This window comes from Rhodococcus sp. PML026, from assembly GCF_000963615.1.
In the GTDB taxonomy this organism is placed as follows: domain Bacteria; phylum Actinomycetota; class Actinomycetes; order Mycobacteriales; family Mycobacteriaceae; genus Rhodococcoides; species Rhodococcoides fascians.
In genome coordinates this window covers 185,153-201,910 of the sequence record NZ_KQ031371.1, presented here as the reverse complement: position 1 = coordinate 201,910, position 16,758 = coordinate 185,153, and the positions used below count along the sequence as shown (strand labels likewise).

Sequence of the window (16,758 nt, the reverse complement as noted above, 5' to 3'; positions counted from 1 at the left end):
TGTCTGCTCGTCGGTCATCCAGAACTTCACTCCGAAAGGCTCTTCTTCGTGACTCTCGCGGTATCCGGCTCGATTGCAACCGACCATCTGATGCGATTCCCCGGTCGGTTCGCCGAGCAGATCGTCGCCGATCAGCTCGCGAACATTTCGCTGAGCTTCCTGGTGGACGACCTGGTCATCCGTAAAGGGGGAGTGGGCGGAAACATCGCCTACGCACTCGGGGTCCTCGGCGGCTCTCCGCTCCTCGTCGGAGCCGTGGGGCCGGACTTCGCCGAGTATCGGACCTGGCTCGAAGAGCACGGAGTCGACTGCAGTGGCGTCAGTGTGTCTGCCACCGCGCACACAGCACGCTTCGTCTGCACCACCGACGAGGACATGGCGCAGATCGCGTCGTTCTATCCCGGTGCCATGAGCGAAGCCCGCGACATCTCCATCGACGCGCTGGCCGCACAGCACGAGCTCGATCTCGTGCTGATCGGGGCCAACGATCCGGATGCGATGACCGCCCACACGGACCAGTGCCGCGCGGCAGGTGTTCCCTTTGCCGCCGACCCGTCCCAGCAACTCGCGCGACTCGACGCCGCACAGGCCACCGACCTGATCGACGGGGCGGCCTACCTGTTCACCAACGAATACGAATGGGCACTGCTCAAGCAGAAGACCGGGATGTCCGACGCCGATATCGCGGACAAGGTGGACCTGCGGGTCACCACGCTGGGCAAGCGGGGCGTGGATATCGTCGAAAAGGGCGGGAAGCATACCCACATCGGTGTCGTGCCCGAGACGAGCAAGGTCGATCCCACCGGAGTGGGCGACGGGTTCCGTGCCGGGTTCCTCACCGGCCACCTCGCCGGAGCGAGCATCGAACGAGCTGCTCAACTCGGTTCTCTGGTAGCCGTGCTGGTCCTCGAGACCACCGGAACGCAGGAATGGAGTCTCAACCGCGACGACGCGATCAAGCGCTTGAGCGCGGCGTACGGTGCCGAAGCCGGCGAGGAGATCGGCGCGTTGCTGCCCGCCTGAGTCTCAGGCTTACCGTGCCCGTCTCACCCATCCGCAGAGGATGGGTGAGACGGGCACGGTAAGCCTCACGTCAGATGTTGACCGGGTACTCCGGTTCGGCGATCTGCGGCACGATGCGCTTCTCCACGAAGATCCCGTGCCACACCATGAAGATGAGCAGCGTCCACAGGCGACGGCTGTGATCCGATTTGCCTGCCCGATGGTCGTCGAGCATGGCGACGATGGCGGCCTTGTTCAGAAGGTGATCGGTCTGTGACTCGGCGATCTGCTGGTGAGCCCAGTCGAAGAGTTCGGTACCGCGCAGCCAGTGGCGCAGTGGCACCGGAAAACCGAGCTTGGCGCGGTGCAGAACATGACCGGGAACGATGCCTTCCAGCGCCTGGCGCAGCGCGTATTTGGTAGTGCTCTTGGTGATCTTCTGCTCCAGTGGCAACTTCTCTGCCACGCGATAGACCTCGGAATCGAGGAACGGGACGCGCAGCTCGAGCGAGTTCGCCATGGTGATCTTGTCGGCCTTGACCAGAATGTCGCCACGAAGCCAGGTGAACAGGTCCAAATGCTGCATACGAGCTACGGGATCCCACCCCTGCGACTGCGCGTAGATGGGCGCGGTGACGTCCTGATGCGTCCACTCCGAACGGAACTCACGCAGCACCGATCGCAACTGCGCGTCGTTGAAGCTGCGTGCGTTGCCGTAGTAGCGCTCCTCGAGGGTCATCGATCCTCGGTGCAGCAAGCTCTTGCCGCGCGTGCCTTCGGGAATGCGCTCGCTCAACGATCCGGCTGCGCGGCGTAGAAATGCGGGTAGAGACTCGAACGGCTTCAACGACAGCGGCTCGCGGTAGATGGTGTAGCCGCCGAACAGTTCGTCCGCACCCTCTCCGGACAGCACGACCTTGACGTGTTTGCGAGCTTCTTTGGCGACGAAGTAGAGCGGTACGAGCGCCGGATCGGCCACCGGGTCGTCCAGGTACCAGACGATCTCGGGAATGGACGCCGCGAACTCTTCCGGTCCGACCACTTTCACGATGTGCCGAGCACCTATCGCGGCTGCCGACTCCGCTGCAACGTCGACCTCGGAGTAACCCTCGCGCTCGAAGCCGGTCGTGAAGGTGATCAAGTTCGGATTGTGTCGAATCGCCAGTGCCGCGATGGCCGTGGAATCGATGCCGCCCGAGAGGAAGGAACCGACGGTCACGTCGGCTCGCATGTGCTTGGCGACCGAATCTTCGAGCGCCTCGGCAATCTCCTGGTAGCGAGCCTTCTCGCTGCCGGGAGCGAAAGGCTTCACCGGGAACGTCGGTGTGAAGTATCGGGTGATCTTCGGCGGCGTACCGGGGGAGAGGGTGGCGTAGCAACCCGACTCGAGCCGCCTGATCCCCGCGTGCAGCGTCTCCGGTTCCGGGACGTACTGAAGCACGGTGTAGTGCTCGATGGCCCGCGGGTCGAGGTCGAGATCGACGCCCAGCAGCTCCATCAGGTCGAGAACGCTCTTCTTCTCACTGCCGAACGCGGTTCCACCCGGGCCCGTGGCGTAGAACAACGGCTTGATGCCGAAGGGATCGCGCGCGATGAACATCTCGCGAGTCTCGGTGTCCCAGATGGCGAAGGCGAACATTCCTCGCAGACGTTGCACGGCGGAAGCGCCCCAGTAGTGAAATGCCGCGACGATCGACTCGCTGTCACCTTCGGTGGCGAATTCTGCACCGTGATCGCGCGCGAGCTCCGCACGCAACTCGAGGTAGTTGTAGATCTCGCCGTTGAACACCAACGCGTACCGGTCGGGTGAACCCGGAGGTCCCCACCGCATCGGCTGATGCGAGTGTTCGATGTCGATGAACGAGAGTCGATTGAAGCCGTATACGACGTCGTCGTCGTGCCAGGTGCCACCGGGCTCGTCCGGGCCTCGATGGCGCATGCAGTGAGTCGCCGAGCTCACCAGCTCGACGCCGGCGGCGGTCGTTCCGTGAGATGTCAGTACTCCGAGCAGTCCACACACAGCGTCTGCTACCTCTTCTCGCAGTTGGGGACAATGCCGGGGGCCGGATCTCCGCGTGTCGTCAGCGGGACGGTCGATCAGCAACCGAGTATGCCGCAGACACGCTCGAACCTAGGTAACGACCCAAGGGTGGCTCCGCGTCAGCTTTGGTCTACGCTGCGTAGTACTCGGGCATCTCCATGTGGAAGCCCTTATTCTTCAGTGGTGGGCAATCAGGAAGGCGTGAACGTGGCGCATAGTCGGATCCTTCGGCGAGCGGGGCTGACAGCATTTCTCGGTGTAGCCGCGTTGATGCTGTCGGGCTGTTCCATCAGCAGTGACAACGTACTCAATTTCGGTTTCGCCTCGGGCGTCACTCCGCAGGGACGACGCATCGGCGACCTGTGGACCTGGTCGGTCATCGCCGCCCTGGTCATGGGCATCGTCGTGTGGGTCTTGATCTTCTGGGTGGTGCTCTTCCACCGTAAGAAGAAGAGCTCCCCGGAGTTCCCGCGTCAGACCGCGTACAACGTTCCGCTCGAGCTGTTCTACACGGCGGTTCCGTTCGTGATCATCGCCGTGCTCTTCTACTTCACCGTCGTGGTGCAGAACTACGTCGACGAGAAGCAGGCAGATCCCGACGTCCAGGTCGACGTGACCGCATACCAGTGGAATTGGAAGTTCGGATACCGGACGATCGACCTCAAGGACGGTGCCGCCAAGTACGAGGGCACCGACGAAGAGGAGCAGGCCGCCGCAGAAGCCGCCGCAACTCCCGGCGAAGGCGCCGAGGGTAGCGAGGACGGCGAGTTCGTGCCCGGCGCGATCCACGGTGCCATTCCCCAGGATCTGTCCTACCTGCACTACAACAAGATCGAAACGGTCGGTTCCAGCGCCGAGATTCCGGTGCTCGTCCTTCCCACCGGAAAGCGCATCGAATTCGTGCTGGCATCCTCGGACGTCATCCACGGGTTCTGGGTTCCGGAGTTCTTGTTCAAGCGTGACGTTCTCCCCAACCCCGAGGAGAACCATTCCGACAACGTGTTCCAGATCAGCGAAATCGAGCGCGAAGGTTCGTTCGTCGGTCGATGCACGGAGATGTGCGGCACGTTCCACTCGATGATGAACTTCGAGGTTCGCGCCGTGTCCCCGGACAAGTTCGAGCAGTACATCGAGCTGCGCAAGCCGTTGTCCGAGGGTGGCGAAGCGCTGACCAACGCGCAGGCACTGGAAGCCATCGGCGAGAGCCCGCTCGCGACCAGCACCTCGCCGTTCGAGACCGATCGCACCGTCCGTACCGCCACCGTCGCCGAAGGCAACTGACCAAGGAAGCATGCTGATATGAAAATCGAAGCGAAGATCTTCGAGATCCTCACGGTCTTCTTCCTCCTGGTCGGCATCGTGTATGCGCTGTTCACAGGATTGAGCCGAACCGGCGTCGAGTGGGCAGGCGTCACGGCGATCTTCCTGTCGGTCGGCCTGACGCTGATCGTCGGAACTTACTTCCGATTCGTCGCGCGACGGCTCGACACTCGGCCCGAAGACTTCGACGACGCCGAGGTAAGTGACGGCGCAGGCGACCTGGGCTTTTTCAGCCCCGGCAGCTTCTGGCCGTTCGTGCTGGCCGTGGCGGCGTCGATCACCGCTCTGGGCTTTGCCTTCTTCCAGCCCTGGTTGATTGCTCTGGGCGTCGTGTGCGTCATCGCCTCGGCCGCTGGATTGGTCTTCGAGTACCACATCGGTGCCGAACGCCACTGACCTGTAGACACCCGAAAAGGGCCCCGATCGTTCACGAGAGCGATCGGGGCCCTTTTCTGTGCTGGAACGTGCACACCGGGGACATCGCTCGAGTGCAGGGGCATTCCGACCGGGTCAGCCGGCGGGGGTCGAGTGCTTTTCGGCCAGAACTGTGGCGAGCTGACCGATGCGTTCGCGAGCTGCGGCTGGTGTGAGTACTTCGATGTGATCGCCGAATTGAAGTAGTTGACGTACCGACTCGATATCGGGATAGCGGACGACGACGGTGCACCAGCCGTCTTTCGCGGCGGAGACCTCGTGGATGCGACCGGCGAGTACCCGTCGAGCCAGGTCGAGGCCTTTCTCCGGCAGGCGGACGGTGACGCTCACGTGACCTCGTCTCTCGGTGCGACCTTTCAACGCTGCCCATTTCGTGCGGAGGGTTTCCCCGGGTTGAACAGCAGCTGGTGCGGCGAGTTGTTCGTAGGTCGAGAGCCGTTCCAGCGCGAACAGTCGACCGTCTCCCTGGTCGTCGGCGACGAGATACCAGCGACCTGATTTCGCTACGATCCCGTACGGGTCGACCACCCGCGTCGAGGCCTGATTCTCGGCGCTACGCCGGTACTGGATTTGCAGTCGTCGTCGGCGTCGAAGTGTCGAGGCCAGGTCCGATACGTCGATCGCTGTTTCCGAGTCGGCGAACCATGCGGTGCTGTCGACCAGTACCAGGTCCGCCAGACCCAGCATGCCCGGTATATCCGGTGCCGCAGCCTGCCGGGCGGCGATCTTGCGCGCGGCCGACTCCCATACCGCAGACAGCCCCAAACGTTCGAGCTGCGCGCTGTCCAAACCGGCTATGGAGAGGGCCTCGAGTTCTGGTGGATCCAGATGGGATGCGTTGAGTCGTGCATTGGGGAGCAAGACAATCCCGCCGTTCCGTCCGCGTTCGGCATAGACGGGCACACCAGCCGCCGAGAGCGCCTCGACGTCTCGCGGCACAGTGCGCCGAGACACTTCCAGACGGTCGGAGAGCTCGGTAGTTGTCATGCGCTGACGGGTCTGTAGGAGCAGCAAGATATGCAGCAGCCTCGAAGCCTTCATGCGGACCGATGTTGGCAGAAAAAGGTGACAGGTTCTGTCGCGATGAGGCGATTGGATGGTTCGGTATCGATACGACATCCACTCGAGGAGCCCTCCATGCCTGCACCGAACCTGTTCTTGATCGGCGTCCGGGAGACCCAGGCCGCCACCGCCTTCTACAGCGACCTGTTCGAGATCGAACCGACTTTCACCAGTCCCCACTATGTTGCTTTCGACGTTGCCCCCGGTGTACTGCTCGCGTTGTGGACGGGCTACGCCGAGCACTCTGTACCGAGCACACTCCGCATGAGCGAGATCGGACTCATGGTGCCCGGCCCCTCGGAAGCAGTCGACGACATATTCACCGATTGGGTCGCGAAAGGAGTTGCCGTAGTGCAGAAGCCACACGACGCCGTCTTCGGCCGCACTTTCGTGATCGCGGACCCCGACGGCAACCTCATCAGGGTCTCGCCGATCGACTGAGAAGCACCACGCCTACCTACTGCGGGTCGGTGAGAGACCGGCCGCACCCCGGTCTTTCGTCATGGACTGGAACGCATGAACGTCCCGGAAGACCACGGCGCGGATCCGAACCAGTCAGGACGCGTCTGCCTCCCGCAGGGTCGACGACGCATCCGCCGTGGATTCGAGCAGTGCATCGAGTGAGATCTCCAACGCAGTGCACAGTGCGGCGACGGTAAAGAATGCCGGGGTTGCGATACGCCCGGTCTCGATTTTTCTGAGCGTTTCGACGGAGATGCCGGCGGCGTCGGAAACCTCGGTCATGGTCCGGCTACCCCGGAAACGGCGCAAAGCTGTGCCCAAGCGAGCACCACGCGCGAGTTCACCGGGACTGAGTGGGATACGGACCATACACCGATACTAATACCGGTCGAGACCGACCGGGCCGATGCTCGTCACCGATGGGTCTGCGGGCTACCAGCAGGTGAGTGCCGGCTCCGAGTCGAGCATTTACCGCGCTCTGAATCGGCAGTCCTCGGGCGGGGGAGGGGAGTGGAGCCTGTGAGAGTTGCGGCCTCCGTTCACAGGACTCCCGCGGACCGATGGAGATCCAGCCGGATCGTCTCCGGACATGTGTCGATCGGGTAGTACCGCCACCACACGAAGAAGGGCGGCACCGTTGCCGGTGCCGCCCTTCAGCGGAATGCGTTGTCAGGACTCAGTGATCGCGATCGCTGTCCTGACGACCCGAAGAAATCGAGGTGTCTTCGTGCCCGTTGGCATGGCCGTTGCCGTTGGCGTGGCCATTGGAATGACCGTTGCCGTTGGCGTGACCGTTGCCGTTCGTATGGCCGTTGCCGTTCGTATGGCCGTTGCCGTTGGTATGGCCGTTGCCGTTCGAGTGGCCATTGCCCAGAATGCCCGCCTGGTAGTTGCGAAGCATTGCCAGCTGCTCGTGCTCGCCCTTGTGGAGTGCATCCTCGAGGGCCTTGCTCTGCGCAACGGGGTCCGGGGTGAACAGTGAACCCGAGCCGGGCTTGCCGGCAGAACCGAGCTTGTTCATCTTCTTGGGGACCGCTGCACCCTGGTAATCGAGCGGGATCGGGTGACCGTGATCATCGACCGGTCCGAGCGGCTGGTGGATTTCCACGTACTGGCCGTGCGGGAGTCGCTTGATGATTCCGGTTTCGATGCCGTGCTCGAGAACTGCCCGGTCGCTGCGCTGTAGGCCGATGCAGAACCGGTACGCGACGAAGTATGCGATCGGCGGAGCAATGAGCACTCCGATTCGACCGATCCACGTCATCGCATTGAGCGAGATGTCGAACTTGTACGCGATCAGGTCGTTGACGCACGAGAGCGTCAGAACGACGTAGAAGGCGATGGACATTGCGCCGATCGCAGTACGGACCGGCACGTCGCGGGGACGCTGCAGCAGGTTGTGGTGTGCGTTGTCTCCGGTGAGACGCTTCTCGATCCATGGGTAGGCAATCATCACGGTGAAGACGAGGCCCATGATCACGGCCACCCAGAAGACTGCAGGAATCGTGTAGCGACCAGCGATGTAGATGTCCCATGCCGGCCACAGACGCGCCAGGCCGTCGGTCCACATCATGTAGAAGTCGGGCTGCGAACCTGCGGACACCTGAGACGGGTTGTACGGACCGAGCGCCCAGATCGGGTTGATCTGCAGCAGTCCGCCCATGGCGGCGATCACGCCGAACGTCACGGCGAAGAACGCGCCGGACTTGACGGCGAAGACCGGGAGGATACGAACGCCGACGACGTTGGTTTCCGTACGACCGGGTCCGGGGAACTGCGTGTGCTTCTGGTACCAGACCAAAGCCAGGTGAGCTGCGATCAGCGCCAGGATGATGGCCGGTAGCAGCAGCACGTGCGCCACGTACAGGCGAGGAATGATGATCGTGCCGGGGAAGTCCCCGTCGAAGATCAACCAGTGCATCCAGGTGCCGACGATCGGGATGCTCATCGTGATTCCGGAGAACGCGGCGCGGAGGCCGGTGCCCGAGAGCAGATCGTCGGGGAGCGAGTATCCGAAGAAGCCCTCGAACATCGCCAGGATCAGCAGCAGGCAGCCGATGACCCAGTTGGCCTCACGGGGACGACGGAACGCACCGGTGAAGAAGATGCGCATCATGTGCACGATGATCGACGCGGCGAACATCAGTGCTGCCCAGTGGTGGATCTGGCGCATGAACAGACCGCCGCGCACCTCGAACGAGATGTCGAGTGCTGTCGCGTAGGCACGTGACATGGTCACGCCGTTCAGCGGGGTGTACGCGCCCTGGTAGACGACCTCGCTGAGCGAAGGATCGAAGAACAGGGTGAGGAAGACGCCGGAGATCAGCAGGATCACGAAGCTGTACAGCGCGATCTCACCGAGCAGGAACGACCAGTGGGTGGGGAACACCTTGTTGATCTGGCGGCGCAAACCTGGTGCCAAGTGGTAACGACTGTCTACGTCGTCCGCCTGCTTGGCGGCGAGGGTTTGCAGTGAAGGACTCATGAATCACGCTCCGGTCGACGTTCCCAGAAGGCGGGACCCAGTGCTTCGTGGAAGTCGTGCTGTGCCACTAGGTAACCCTCCTCGTTGACTGTGATGGGAAGCTGAGGCAGCGCGCGCGCAGCCGGTCCGAAGATCGGCTTGCCGTACTCGAGCGCGTTGAACTGCGACTGATGGCAAGGGCAGAGAATGCGGTTGGTCTGCTGCTCGAACAACGATGTCGGGCAACCCAGGTGCGTGCAGATCTTGGAGTAGGCGTAGTAATCGCCGTAGTTGTAGCTCTCCTGGCCCTTGCGCTTGATGACCGTGCTTGCGTCGTCGGGACGCAAACGGATGAGCATGACTGCGTTACGGATACCGCGGAGTGACATGAGCAGGTCGTGCTCGCTCTCGCGGTCCGCCTCGCGGAACGGGAAGACAGTTTCCATGGCACCAGCGTCCAAGTCCTCGGGCCGTACGAGAACAACATCTTCCGGTCGCCCGGTGTCTCGTCGGAGGTAGATCGTCTCTCCATCGTAGCGAGGCGTCCAGCCGGATACCCACAACGGAGAATCTTCGCCCTTGGCCCACGGATTCTTGATGAGGCCGCCGAGGGGGAGCAGTGCCATCACGCCGAGAGCGCCGCCGCCGAACAGAAGCGAACGCTTGATGACCTTGCGTCGTCCGATGGTCGACGTGTCGAGCGAATCGCCCAGCTCGGCGACCAGCGTCCTGCGGTCCGTTTCCGACGAACTTCCGTCGTGGCGGTCCTGGATGGAGACCTCTTCGGGGATGAACTTCTTGGTGAACTGCACGGCACCGACGCCGACGGCGAGGATCGCAAGACCCATCGTTCCGCCGATCAGCGGCGTGTACAGCGAGTACAGGTTGTAGTTGTCGTCACCGATGCCTGCGTACTGCCAAGGCCAGAAGAGGTAGACGCCGATGAACGCGACTGCCGACAGGCCGGCGATGGCAAACCAGATCGCCACGCTGCGCTCTGCGCGCTTCTCGGCGCGAGTACCTTCCACAGCCCAGCGATTGCGACGGAATGCGACATCCACACCGTCGAGATTGGTGCCGAGTTCGACCAACTCGTCCCGGCTGAGCGCTGCCAACTCCTCGTCGGTGTACTTCTTGTCGGGATTCACACCCTCGGCATTGGTGCCGTCGGTGTTGTCGGCGTCCTTACGGCCGGAATCGCCGTCGCTCATGATCTAGCTCCGATCCACAATGTTGCGCCGACGACAGCGGCGATTCCGACAACCCACAGGGCGATCATCTCGGTACCGGGACCGAAGCCACCGAGACCCCAGCCGCCTGCAGCCTTGGTTTCCTGGGCCGACTTGACGTAGGCGATGATGTCCGACTTCTCCTCGATCGTCAGCTGACGGTCGGAGAACTTTGGCATGTTCTGCGGACCGGTGACCATCGCGGTGTAGATCTCCTGCTCGTTGGCAGGCCCGAGGTCCGGCGCGAACTTGCCCGACGACAGTGCGCCGCCCTGGCCGGTGAAGTTGTGGCAGGACGCGCAGTTCAAGCGGAACAGCTCGCTGCCTCGGGCGATGTCGTCGCCGCGAAGCGACTCCTGCGCCACCTCACCGTTCTCGTCGAGAATGACCGTCGGGCCGCCGCCGTTGGCCTGGATGTAAGCACCGAGCGCGTCGATCTGCTTGTCGTCGAACTTCGGCGGCTTGCGCAGTGCCTGTGCCTCGTTGCGAACAGCCGGCATACGGCCACTCGACACCTGGAAGTAGACGGCAGCTTCACCGACACCGATGAGACTCGGTCCGCGATCCTGAACACCCTGCAAATTGGCACCGTGGCATGTCACGCACGACGTGTCGTAGAGCTGCTTGCCTTCGCGGATCAGCGCCGCCGAATCGGTGTCGGCTGTTGCAACCTGGGGTGTAGGCGTCAGGGCCGACGCGAGGAAACCCGCGCTCAGAAGGCCCATCATCAGAACGAGTGCACCGGTGACGCGTCGACGCGTCTTACGCTTGCGTCGCGCCTTCGAGGCCGAAGTGTCGTCGGTTGCTGCTGGGGGAGATGTACTCATCTTCTATCCCTTGTCGTGTCGGGACGGGCCGAACGTCGGGGGCTGAATCCGTTCGCTCGATATCTGTGGCTTGCTGACTGTCACTAGCGGATGAAGTAGATCGTCGCGAAGAGGGCAATCCAGACGATGTCGACGAAGTGCCAGTAATACGAAACGACGATGGCGGCGGTGGCCTGCGCGGGCGTGAACTTGCTGACCAGGGTTCTGGTGATCAGGAAGACGAAGGCGATGAGTCCGCCGATCACGTGCAAACCGTGGAAGCCGGTCGTGATGTAGAAGACCGAGCCGTACACGCTGCTCGAGAGCGTCGTGCCCTCGTGGACCAGGTGGTAGTACTCGTATCCCTGACCGGCGACGAAGAACGCGCCCATTGCCAGGGTGACGATGTACCACCGACGAAGCCCGAACACGTCGCCACGCTCGGCAGCGAACACGCCCAGCTGGCAGGTGAACGAAGAAGCGATCAGCACGGCCGTCACCGGAACAGCCAGCCCGAGGTTCAGCTCGGTCGGCTCCGGCGGCCAGTTTCCATTCGCCTGCGCGCGTGCGACGAAGTACATCGCAAACAGCCCGGCGAAGAACATGAGTTCACTCGACAGCCACACGATCGTGCCGACGCTGACCATATTGGGACGGTTCAGCGAGTGCACGCGTTGGGTGATTGCCGATCCTTGAGTCCCTACAGCGCTCGTCACAGAAAGAAGTATGACCCGTCGTAGTACGGAAGGCATATCCGGGTCCGGTCTTGGCGCGTCGCGGAGGGACGATTCCGAGCGCGCCGTTGTTCCCGCGCTGGTGGAGGGGCCTGTACGGGCCGGTAGGGTCCAGTCGTGCAAGGCTGGCCTCATGGCAAAGAGCAGTGCAGGTGGGTGGTTTCGGCGGTTGTTCTCGCGGTCGACCGCGGAACGTCTGGACCCCACGCGCGAAGATCTGGTGGTAGTGGCGAGCTGCTTCGACGACGCGCGGGCGTGCTCCGCCGTTCTCGACGAGGCGGCGAACACAGAACCCACGTGGATCGAGTCCTCCGAGGTGCTGTTGCGGCATCACCTCGTGCTGCCCGCGCACGAAGTCGACGATGCGGCAGCCGTCGCGGCGCAGGATGCGTACGAGGTCGGTCCGCAGGTCGAACTACCGGACGACACCGGGTATCGGCCGCAAGTCGATGACGGTGTCGCTCTGGTCCTGCAGCGGGTACAGGTGCTCGACGCGTTGCACTGTTCGCAGGAGAGGTCTCGCATGGCGGGTCTCGCGCAACGGCGTGGGGGAGCGGTACTGGGGTGGGATGCGCTGCAGCCCGCCTCACCCGCCGACACGTCTGACTAAGCTTCCACCGCACCGCGCGCATCGACAGCAGAAGGGCACGGCACATCCACCATGACCGCAGGGACCAGTGACGAGCAGCCGCGAACGTGGCGTCGAATCCTCGGAGCGTTGACCACGCACGCCGACCTGTCGAGCGCCGATACCGGCTGGGTGATGGACGAGATCATGTCCGACAACGCCACAGCCGCTCAGATCGCTGCCTTCGGGGTGGCACTGAAGATGAAGGGCCCCACTCCCGCGGAACTGGAGGGTCTCGCCGACTCCATGCTCTCGCACGCATTTCTGGTCGAGACCGACCGTGACGCGGTGGACGTCGTCGGAACCGGCGGCGATGGTGCGGACACGGTGAACATCTCCACGATGGCCGCGATCGTCGTCGCTGCCAGCGGAATACGCGTCGTCAAACACGGTAACCGTGCAGCGTCGTCCAAGAGTGGTACGACCGATGTGCTCGAGGCGCTGGGCGTGCGGGTCACCCTGGGTCCCGCCGGGGTGGCGTCGAGCGTCGAGCAGGTTGGGATCGGGTTCTGCTTCGCGCCGATCCACCACCCCGCACTTCGGTTCTCCGGTCCGGCGCGCAAGGAGATCGGCATTCCGACGATCTTCAATGTGCTGGGCCCCTTGACCAACCCGGGCCGCCCACGCGCCGGACTGATCGGCTGCGCATTCGAGAATCTGGTGCCCGTCGTCGCCGGCGTGTTCGCTCGACGCGGTAGTTCGGTTCTCGTCGTCCGTGGTGACGACGGGCTCGACGAAATCACCCTGTCCACCACGACCACCGTGCACGTGGTGTCCGACGGGACCGTCACCGTCGACTCGATCGACCCGGCCGATTACGGAATCGCTCGGGCGCCCATCGAGGCCCTCCGAGGCGGGGACGCGAAATTCAATGCAGCAGTGGCACATCGCGTGTTCGCAGGCGAACTCGGACCCGTCCGTGACGCCGTGCTACTCAACGCCGCCGCGGCCATGGCCGCGCATCGTGGAGTCTCGGGAAACCTGCACGAGCAAATCGAAGCCGGATTGGCAACTGCGGCAACGGTTGTCGACAACGGTTCCGCGGCCCGCCTGCTTGCCGACTGGGCACGCTGCACCACAGCGCTGGCCGACTGAATCACACCGAACTACTCGCCGATCGAGAATCCTGCATCGACGTCGGCACTCGAATACGACTGAAACGCAATGTGAGTCGTCGTACTGCGAACACCACGAACACGATTGATGTGCTTCGTGATGACCTCGGCTATCGACGCATGATCACGCACCTTGACGATGGCAATCAGATCGACGTCGCCGGCGCACGAATACACCTCCGACACACCGTCCACATCGGCAACGGCCTGCGCCGTCTCCGGAATCAGATCGGCCTCGGCGTCGATCAAGACGATGGCATTGATCATCTGTGCTCCTCACGCATCTCCGGGCTCACACACGACGCGAGCTCGACCCAACCGAGACAACACTAGTTGCTCGGCCGACTCCACTCTCGCTTCATCGGTCGTTCCGCGGGCTCCACTCCTGCCTCGTTGCTTCTCGGGCCGTTCGACACCACTCCTCCCACGAACCCGCAGACCGAGCAGGGCTGCAGTAGCCACTGCTGGTGCGAACGATGCGCACTCCGTCCGTGTGGAGCCACGACGCGATCAGGCTCACCTCTTCCGGCGGCGCACCGCGAAGTGGCGTCGCATCGGGCATCACCGTCTCGGCCGACGCCGTGATCGCATCGACGACGGGCATCGGGTGCACCCCTCGCGGTGCGACGGCTGCCCCGGCCAAGCGGCCGAAGCGCACCACCATCAGCTCCCAGCCACCGTCGGCCGTCCGCCTGGCCGCCACGAGCTCGGCGATGGCCGCAACGGCGGCCGCCCGGTGCATCCTGCGGAGCACGTTCACCGTCACCGCGATTCGATCGCGGAGACGCGCGGCTGTCTCGAACAGTTCACGGTCCGCGAGTTCGGCGACGCGGCGTCGCATCGCGAACAGCAGCTCGTCGTCGTGTCCACACACGAACGCCAGAAATTTCGCCGGGGCACCCGAGTACTCCTCGGCCGTCAGGGGCCCGGAGAACGCCGCTGGGCAGCCACCGACGTCCGTCGCGGTGCACTCGTCACCGTGTCGAACCGCGCGGCCCAACCGGCGGGTGCATGTACGAAGTCGACAGAATTCTGCGGCGAGTGCGGAGGCCTCCGCCGCGTCCGCCCGAACAGCGAACGGTCCGAGGCTGTTGGGTGCGGGAGTGCGCACGATCGACAGACGCGGAAACGCTTCGTCGGTGAGGGTGACCCACCACCCTTTGCGGGGAAACTTCGATCGGCGGTTGTAAGGCGGGACGTGAGCCGAGAGAAGCCGTAATTCGCGGACGCCTGCCTCGAGTGCGTGCGCACATTCGACGTGGTCCACGCGAGTGGCGAGCGAGACCATCTCCTTCATTCGCCCACGTGTCTCGGAACCGGTGAAGTAGTTGCGCACCCGACGCTTGAGGTTGTTCGAGGTCCCTACGTACAGGACCTCGTCCGACGGTCCTCGGAAGAGGTAGACGCCGGGTGTATCGGGCAGGTGTGCGGCCAGGCCGCGTTTGGCTCGTTGCCCCGCCGACACCGCAGGGAGGTAGTCGACCAGTTCCGCGTAGCTGTGTACGCCTTGGTTGCCCACTCGTTCGATCAGGCCGTGCAACACGTCCACCGTGGCACGCGCGTCGTCCAATGCTCGGTGAGTCGGCCGAGTGCTGGATCTGAACAACGTCGACAGGGCGGACAGTTTCACCGAGGGTGCCTCGTCGCGCGTGAGCACTCGTCGGGCGAGTTTGACCGTGCAGAGCACCTGGAAGCGGGGCCAGGCGATGTCGAGTCGACTCGCTGCGGCCTTGAGAAATCCCGTGTCGAACCCGGCGTTGTGTGCCACCAGTACCGATCCGCGAGCGAACTCGAGAAAGCCGGGGAGAACGCGTTCGATGCGGGGAGCCCCGATCAGCATCGCCGTCGTGATGCCGGTCAACTCGACGATGTAGGGCGGGATCGATCTGCCCGGGTCGACGAGGGTGGCGAATTCGCCGATGATCTCGCCGCCTCTGACCTTGACTGCCCCGATTTCGGTGATCGCCTCCGTGTCAGCGCTGCCACCAGTGGTTTCGAGGTCGACGACGACGAACGTGGTGGCGTGAAGCGGGGTGTCGAGTTCGTCGAACGTCAGCTGGATCGGCAGGCTCACTGCGACGACGTTAGGGCCGACCTCCGACAAGAACGCCGAACACGGCGTCGGAGGGCATCGTGTCGGTCGGTGCCGATTGTCGAGTCGCGGAACCTGTCGGTGGCTGGCGCTACCTTTCGTTCGATCGGCCGATTTCACCGTCCGACGCGACAAAGAGACAAGGATCACAATGATCATCGACTGCAGTGACTGCCTGGTTCGTGACATCGCCTGCGCCGACTGCGTTGTGACGGTGCTTCTGGGGGCTCCCGGGATGCCCGCGAGATCGGATGGGCACTGGGTCGGTTCACCGTCTCGTATCACCCTCGAGCAGGAAGAACTCGGTGCCATGGGAGTGCTCGCCGACGTCGGTATGGTGCCCGCGCTCAAGCTCGTCGTGAACGACGACGGCACCGCGGATGTTCCCCTGTTATCGACTCGTGACACACCGGGCGATCAACGCGCCGGGTAGCGAGAACACGGCCGAATTCGGTCCGTTCGGCGCGTCGGGGTCGACACAGGGGTATGCCATTTCGTAACCTTCCTGAGACCTTGCGGAGTCTTGCCAGTCCAAACCGGAGTGGCGTCGCAAGTCACCGCCTAATCGATCACTCGCGAGAGTGTTCGTACCGGGAACCCGATATTTACTGGGGTGAATCCCGCCGAGTCACCGATGGTGGCCGGTGGGTAGGGCTGCTCTTCCCAGCCCGAACCCGTCAGCTAACTCGGTCGGCGGACGAGTGGAAGAAACGGAGCACCATCTTTCGTGGCGTCACAACTTTCCAACCGAACATTGCGGCGAGCTCTCGTAGCCGGAGCGCTCACGGCAGGCGTGGTGATTCTCCCCGCTGCACCGGCAATGGCGGCCCCAGTCACCATCCCCGGCGTCGGAACCTTCGAGATTCCTGACATCCCGGGTCTCCCTCCCCTCAACATTCCGGGCATGCCCGCTCCGGGTGCGCCCCTTGCCCCGCAGGTCACCCCGGCTGCCAAGGCCGTCCAGGCAGCGGAGTCCAAGATCGGCGCTCCGTACGTGTACGGCGCATCGGGTCCGGATTCGTTCGACTGCTCGGGCCTGATCCAGTGGGCCTACAAGCAGGCCGGCGTCAGCCTGCCCCGTACGAGCTACGACCAGGCAGCCGCGGGCACTCCGGTCTCGCGTGACAGCCTGATGCCCGGCGACGTCGTCTCGTTCTACGGCGGCTCGCACTCGGGTATGTACATCGGCGACGGCAACGTCGTGCACGCATCCACGTCCGGCGTGCCGGTCAAGGTTGCTCCCGTGGACTCCATGCCGTTCGACGGTGCTCGACGCTACTGAGCCGAGCGCTCCGACCGGAGTTGTGTACCGACCGACAGGGTCGATCCGTTTCGACGGTTCGGCCCTGTTGTCGTTTCCGGGGACGG

Annotated in this window: 17 protein-coding genes and 1 riboswitch; of the genes, 8 read left to right on the top strand and 9 right to left on the bottom strand. The window is 63.5% G+C overall.

Annotation, left to right across the window (positions count from 1 at the left end):
* The first annotated feature begins 48 nt into the window (after positions 1-48).
* Positions 49-1,023, top strand: coding sequence for a carbohydrate kinase family protein (locus VF34_RS08515; RefSeq protein WP_032374545.1), 975 nt, complete (start codon positions 49-51; stop codon positions 1,021-1,023).
* Positions 1,024-1,093: 70 nt separating this feature from the next.
* Here VF34_RS08515 and asnB read toward each other — a convergent pair whose 3' ends face one another.
* A complete protein-coding gene (gene asnB, locus VF34_RS08510; protein WP_032374368.1) occupies positions 1,094-3,022 on the bottom strand; it encodes an asparagine synthase (glutamine-hydrolyzing) in 1,929 nt (642 codons plus the stop codon).
* Between the two features lie 222 nt (positions 3,023-3,244).
* Here asnB and ctaC point away from each other — a divergent pair, with 222 nt between their 5' ends.
* Entirely contained in the window at positions 3,245-4,324 is a 1,080-nt protein-coding gene (gene ctaC, locus VF34_RS08505) for an aa3-type cytochrome oxidase subunit II (RefSeq protein WP_027497387.1), read from the top strand.
* Between the two features lie 18 nt (positions 4,325-4,342).
* Positions 4,343-4,759: a cytochrome c oxidase subunit 4 gene (locus VF34_RS08500; protein WP_027497386.1), complete on the top strand. Its 417-nt coding sequence runs from the start codon at positions 4,343-4,345 to the stop codon at positions 4,757-4,759.
* A gap of 114 nt (positions 4,760-4,873) precedes the next feature.
* Here VF34_RS08500 and VF34_RS08495 read toward each other — a convergent pair whose 3' ends face one another.
* Positions 4,874-5,839, bottom strand: a complete 966-nt coding sequence (locus tag VF34_RS08495; protein ID WP_032374367.1) for a helix-turn-helix transcriptional regulator — start codon at positions 5,837-5,839, stop codon at positions 4,874-4,876.
* Between the two features lie 96 nt (positions 5,840-5,935).
* On the opposite strand from VF34_RS08495, the gene VF34_RS08490 reads away from it, so the two are divergent.
* Positions 5,936-6,301, top strand: a complete 366-nt coding sequence (locus VF34_RS08490) for a VOC family protein (protein ID WP_032374366.1) — start codon at positions 5,936-5,938, stop codon at positions 6,299-6,301.
* A gap of 114 nt (positions 6,302-6,415) precedes the next feature.
* Here the strand turns inward: VF34_RS08490 and VF34_RS08485 are convergent, their stop codons facing one another.
* The 5 genes from VF34_RS08485 to ctaE form a co-directional block, all read right to left on the bottom strand.
* A complete protein-coding gene (locus tag VF34_RS08485) occupies positions 6,416-6,691 on the bottom strand; it encodes a helix-turn-helix domain-containing protein (RefSeq protein WP_032368116.1) in 276 nt (91 codons plus the stop codon).
* Positions 6,692-6,998: 307 nt separating this feature from the next.
* A complete protein-coding gene (qcrB, locus tag VF34_RS08480; RefSeq protein ID WP_032374365.1) occupies positions 6,999-8,807 on the bottom strand; it encodes a cytochrome bc1 complex cytochrome b subunit in 1,809 nt (602 codons plus the stop codon).
* The gene (gene qcrA, locus VF34_RS08475; RefSeq protein WP_230595325.1) at positions 8,804-9,997 is read right to left on the bottom strand and encodes a cytochrome bc1 complex Rieske iron-sulfur subunit; all 1,194 of its coding nucleotides are present in this window, start codon (positions 9,995-9,997) and stop codon (positions 8,804-8,806) included. Before qcrA ends, qcrB begins: the two co-directional genes overlap by 4 nt.
* The gene (qcrC, locus tag VF34_RS08470; RefSeq protein ID WP_027497381.1) at positions 9,994-10,842 is read right to left on the bottom strand and encodes a cytochrome bc1 complex diheme cytochrome c subunit; all 849 of its coding nucleotides are present in this window, start codon (positions 10,840-10,842) and stop codon (positions 9,994-9,996) included. The genes qcrA and qcrC overlap by 4 nt, the downstream gene beginning before the upstream one ends.
* An 83-nt stretch (positions 10,843-10,925) precedes the next feature.
* On the bottom strand, positions 10,926-11,537 hold the full coding sequence (gene ctaE / locus VF34_RS08465; RefSeq protein WP_027497380.1) for an aa3-type cytochrome oxidase subunit III: 612 nt from the start codon (positions 11,535-11,537) through the stop codon (positions 10,926-10,928).
* Positions 11,538-11,688: 151 nt separating this feature from the next.
* Here ctaE and VF34_RS08460 point away from each other — a divergent pair, with 151 nt between their 5' ends.
* Complete coding sequence (locus tag VF34_RS08460; RefSeq protein ID WP_032370292.1) at positions 11,689-12,165, top strand: hypothetical protein; 477 nt, start codon at positions 11,689-11,691, stop codon at positions 12,163-12,165.
* A 51-nt stretch (positions 12,166-12,216) separates the two neighbouring features.
* Entirely contained in the window at positions 12,217-13,278 is a 1,062-nt protein-coding gene (trpD, locus tag VF34_RS08455; protein WP_032374364.1) for an anthranilate phosphoribosyltransferase, read from the top strand.
* Between the two features lie 11 nt (positions 13,279-13,289).
* On the opposite strand, the gene VF34_RS08450 is transcribed toward trpD, so the two are convergent.
* Both VF34_RS08450 and VF34_RS08445 read right to left on the bottom strand, forming a co-directional pair.
* Positions 13,290-13,565: an Lrp/AsnC family transcriptional regulator gene (locus VF34_RS08450; RefSeq protein ID WP_032370294.1), complete on the bottom strand. Its 276-nt coding sequence runs from the start codon at positions 13,563-13,565 to the stop codon at positions 13,290-13,292.
* Between the two features lie 91 nt (positions 13,566-13,656).
* Positions 13,657-15,372 carry a DEDD exonuclease domain-containing protein gene (locus VF34_RS08445; protein WP_032374363.1) on the bottom strand — a complete coding sequence of 572 codons (1,716 nt, stop codon included), beginning with the start codon at positions 15,370-15,372 and terminating at the stop codon, positions 13,657-13,659.
* Positions 15,373-15,541: 169 nt separating this feature from the next.
* Here VF34_RS08445 and VF34_RS08440 point away from each other — a divergent pair, with 169 nt between their 5' ends.
* On the top strand, positions 15,542-15,823 hold the full coding sequence (locus VF34_RS08440; RefSeq protein ID WP_032374543.1) for a hypothetical protein: 282 nt from the start codon (positions 15,542-15,544) through the stop codon (positions 15,821-15,823).
* Positions 15,824-15,938: 115 nt separating this feature from the next.
* Positions 15,939-16,101, top strand: a riboswitch (cyclic di-AMP (ydaO/yuaA leader).
* 16 nt (positions 16,102-16,117) lie between these two features.
* The gene (locus VF34_RS08435) at positions 16,118-16,672 is read left to right on the top strand and encodes a C40 family peptidase (RefSeq protein WP_027497375.1); all 555 of its coding nucleotides are present in this window, start codon (positions 16,118-16,120) and stop codon (positions 16,670-16,672) included.
* The last annotated feature ends 86 nt before the right edge of the window (positions 16,673-16,758 follow it).

Coding starts and splice junctions, on each gene's coding strand:
- VF34_RS08500 (WP_027497386.1), top strand. CDS start 4,343: ATGAAAATCGAAGCGAAGATCTTCGAGATCCTCACGGTCTTCTTCCTC.
- VF34_RS08495 (WP_032374367.1), bottom strand. CDS start 5,839: ATGAAGGCTTCGAGGCTGCTGCATATCTTGCTGCTCCTACAGACCCGT.
- VF34_RS08490 (WP_032374366.1), top strand. CDS start 5,936: ATGCCTGCACCGAACCTGTTCTTGATCGGCGTCCGGGAGACCCAGGCC.
- VF34_RS08485 (WP_032368116.1), bottom strand. CDS start 6,691: ATGGTCCGTATCCCACTCAGTCCCGGTGAACTCGCGCGTGGTGCTCGC.
- qcrB (WP_032374365.1), bottom strand. CDS start 8,807: ATGAGTCCTTCACTGCAAACCCTCGCCGCCAAGCAGGCGGACGACGTA.
- qcrA (WP_230595325.1), bottom strand. CDS start 9,997: ATGAGCGACGGCGATTCCGGCCGTAAGGACGCCGACAACACCGACGGC.
- qcrC (WP_027497381.1), bottom strand. CDS start 10,842: ATGAGTACATCTCCCCCAGCAGCAACCGACGACACTTCGGCCTCGAAG.
- VF34_RS08460 (WP_032370292.1), top strand. CDS start 11,689: ATGGCAAAGAGCAGTGCAGGTGGGTGGTTTCGGCGGTTGTTCTCGCGG.
- trpD (WP_032374364.1), top strand. CDS start 12,217: ATGACCGCAGGGACCAGTGACGAGCAGCCGCGAACGTGGCGTCGAATC.
- VF34_RS08450 (WP_032370294.1), bottom strand. CDS start 13,565: ATGATCAATGCCATCGTCTTGATCGACGCCGAGGCCGATCTGATTCCG.
- VF34_RS08440 (WP_032374543.1), top strand. CDS start 15,542: ATGATCATCGACTGCAGTGACTGCCTGGTTCGTGACATCGCCTGCGCC.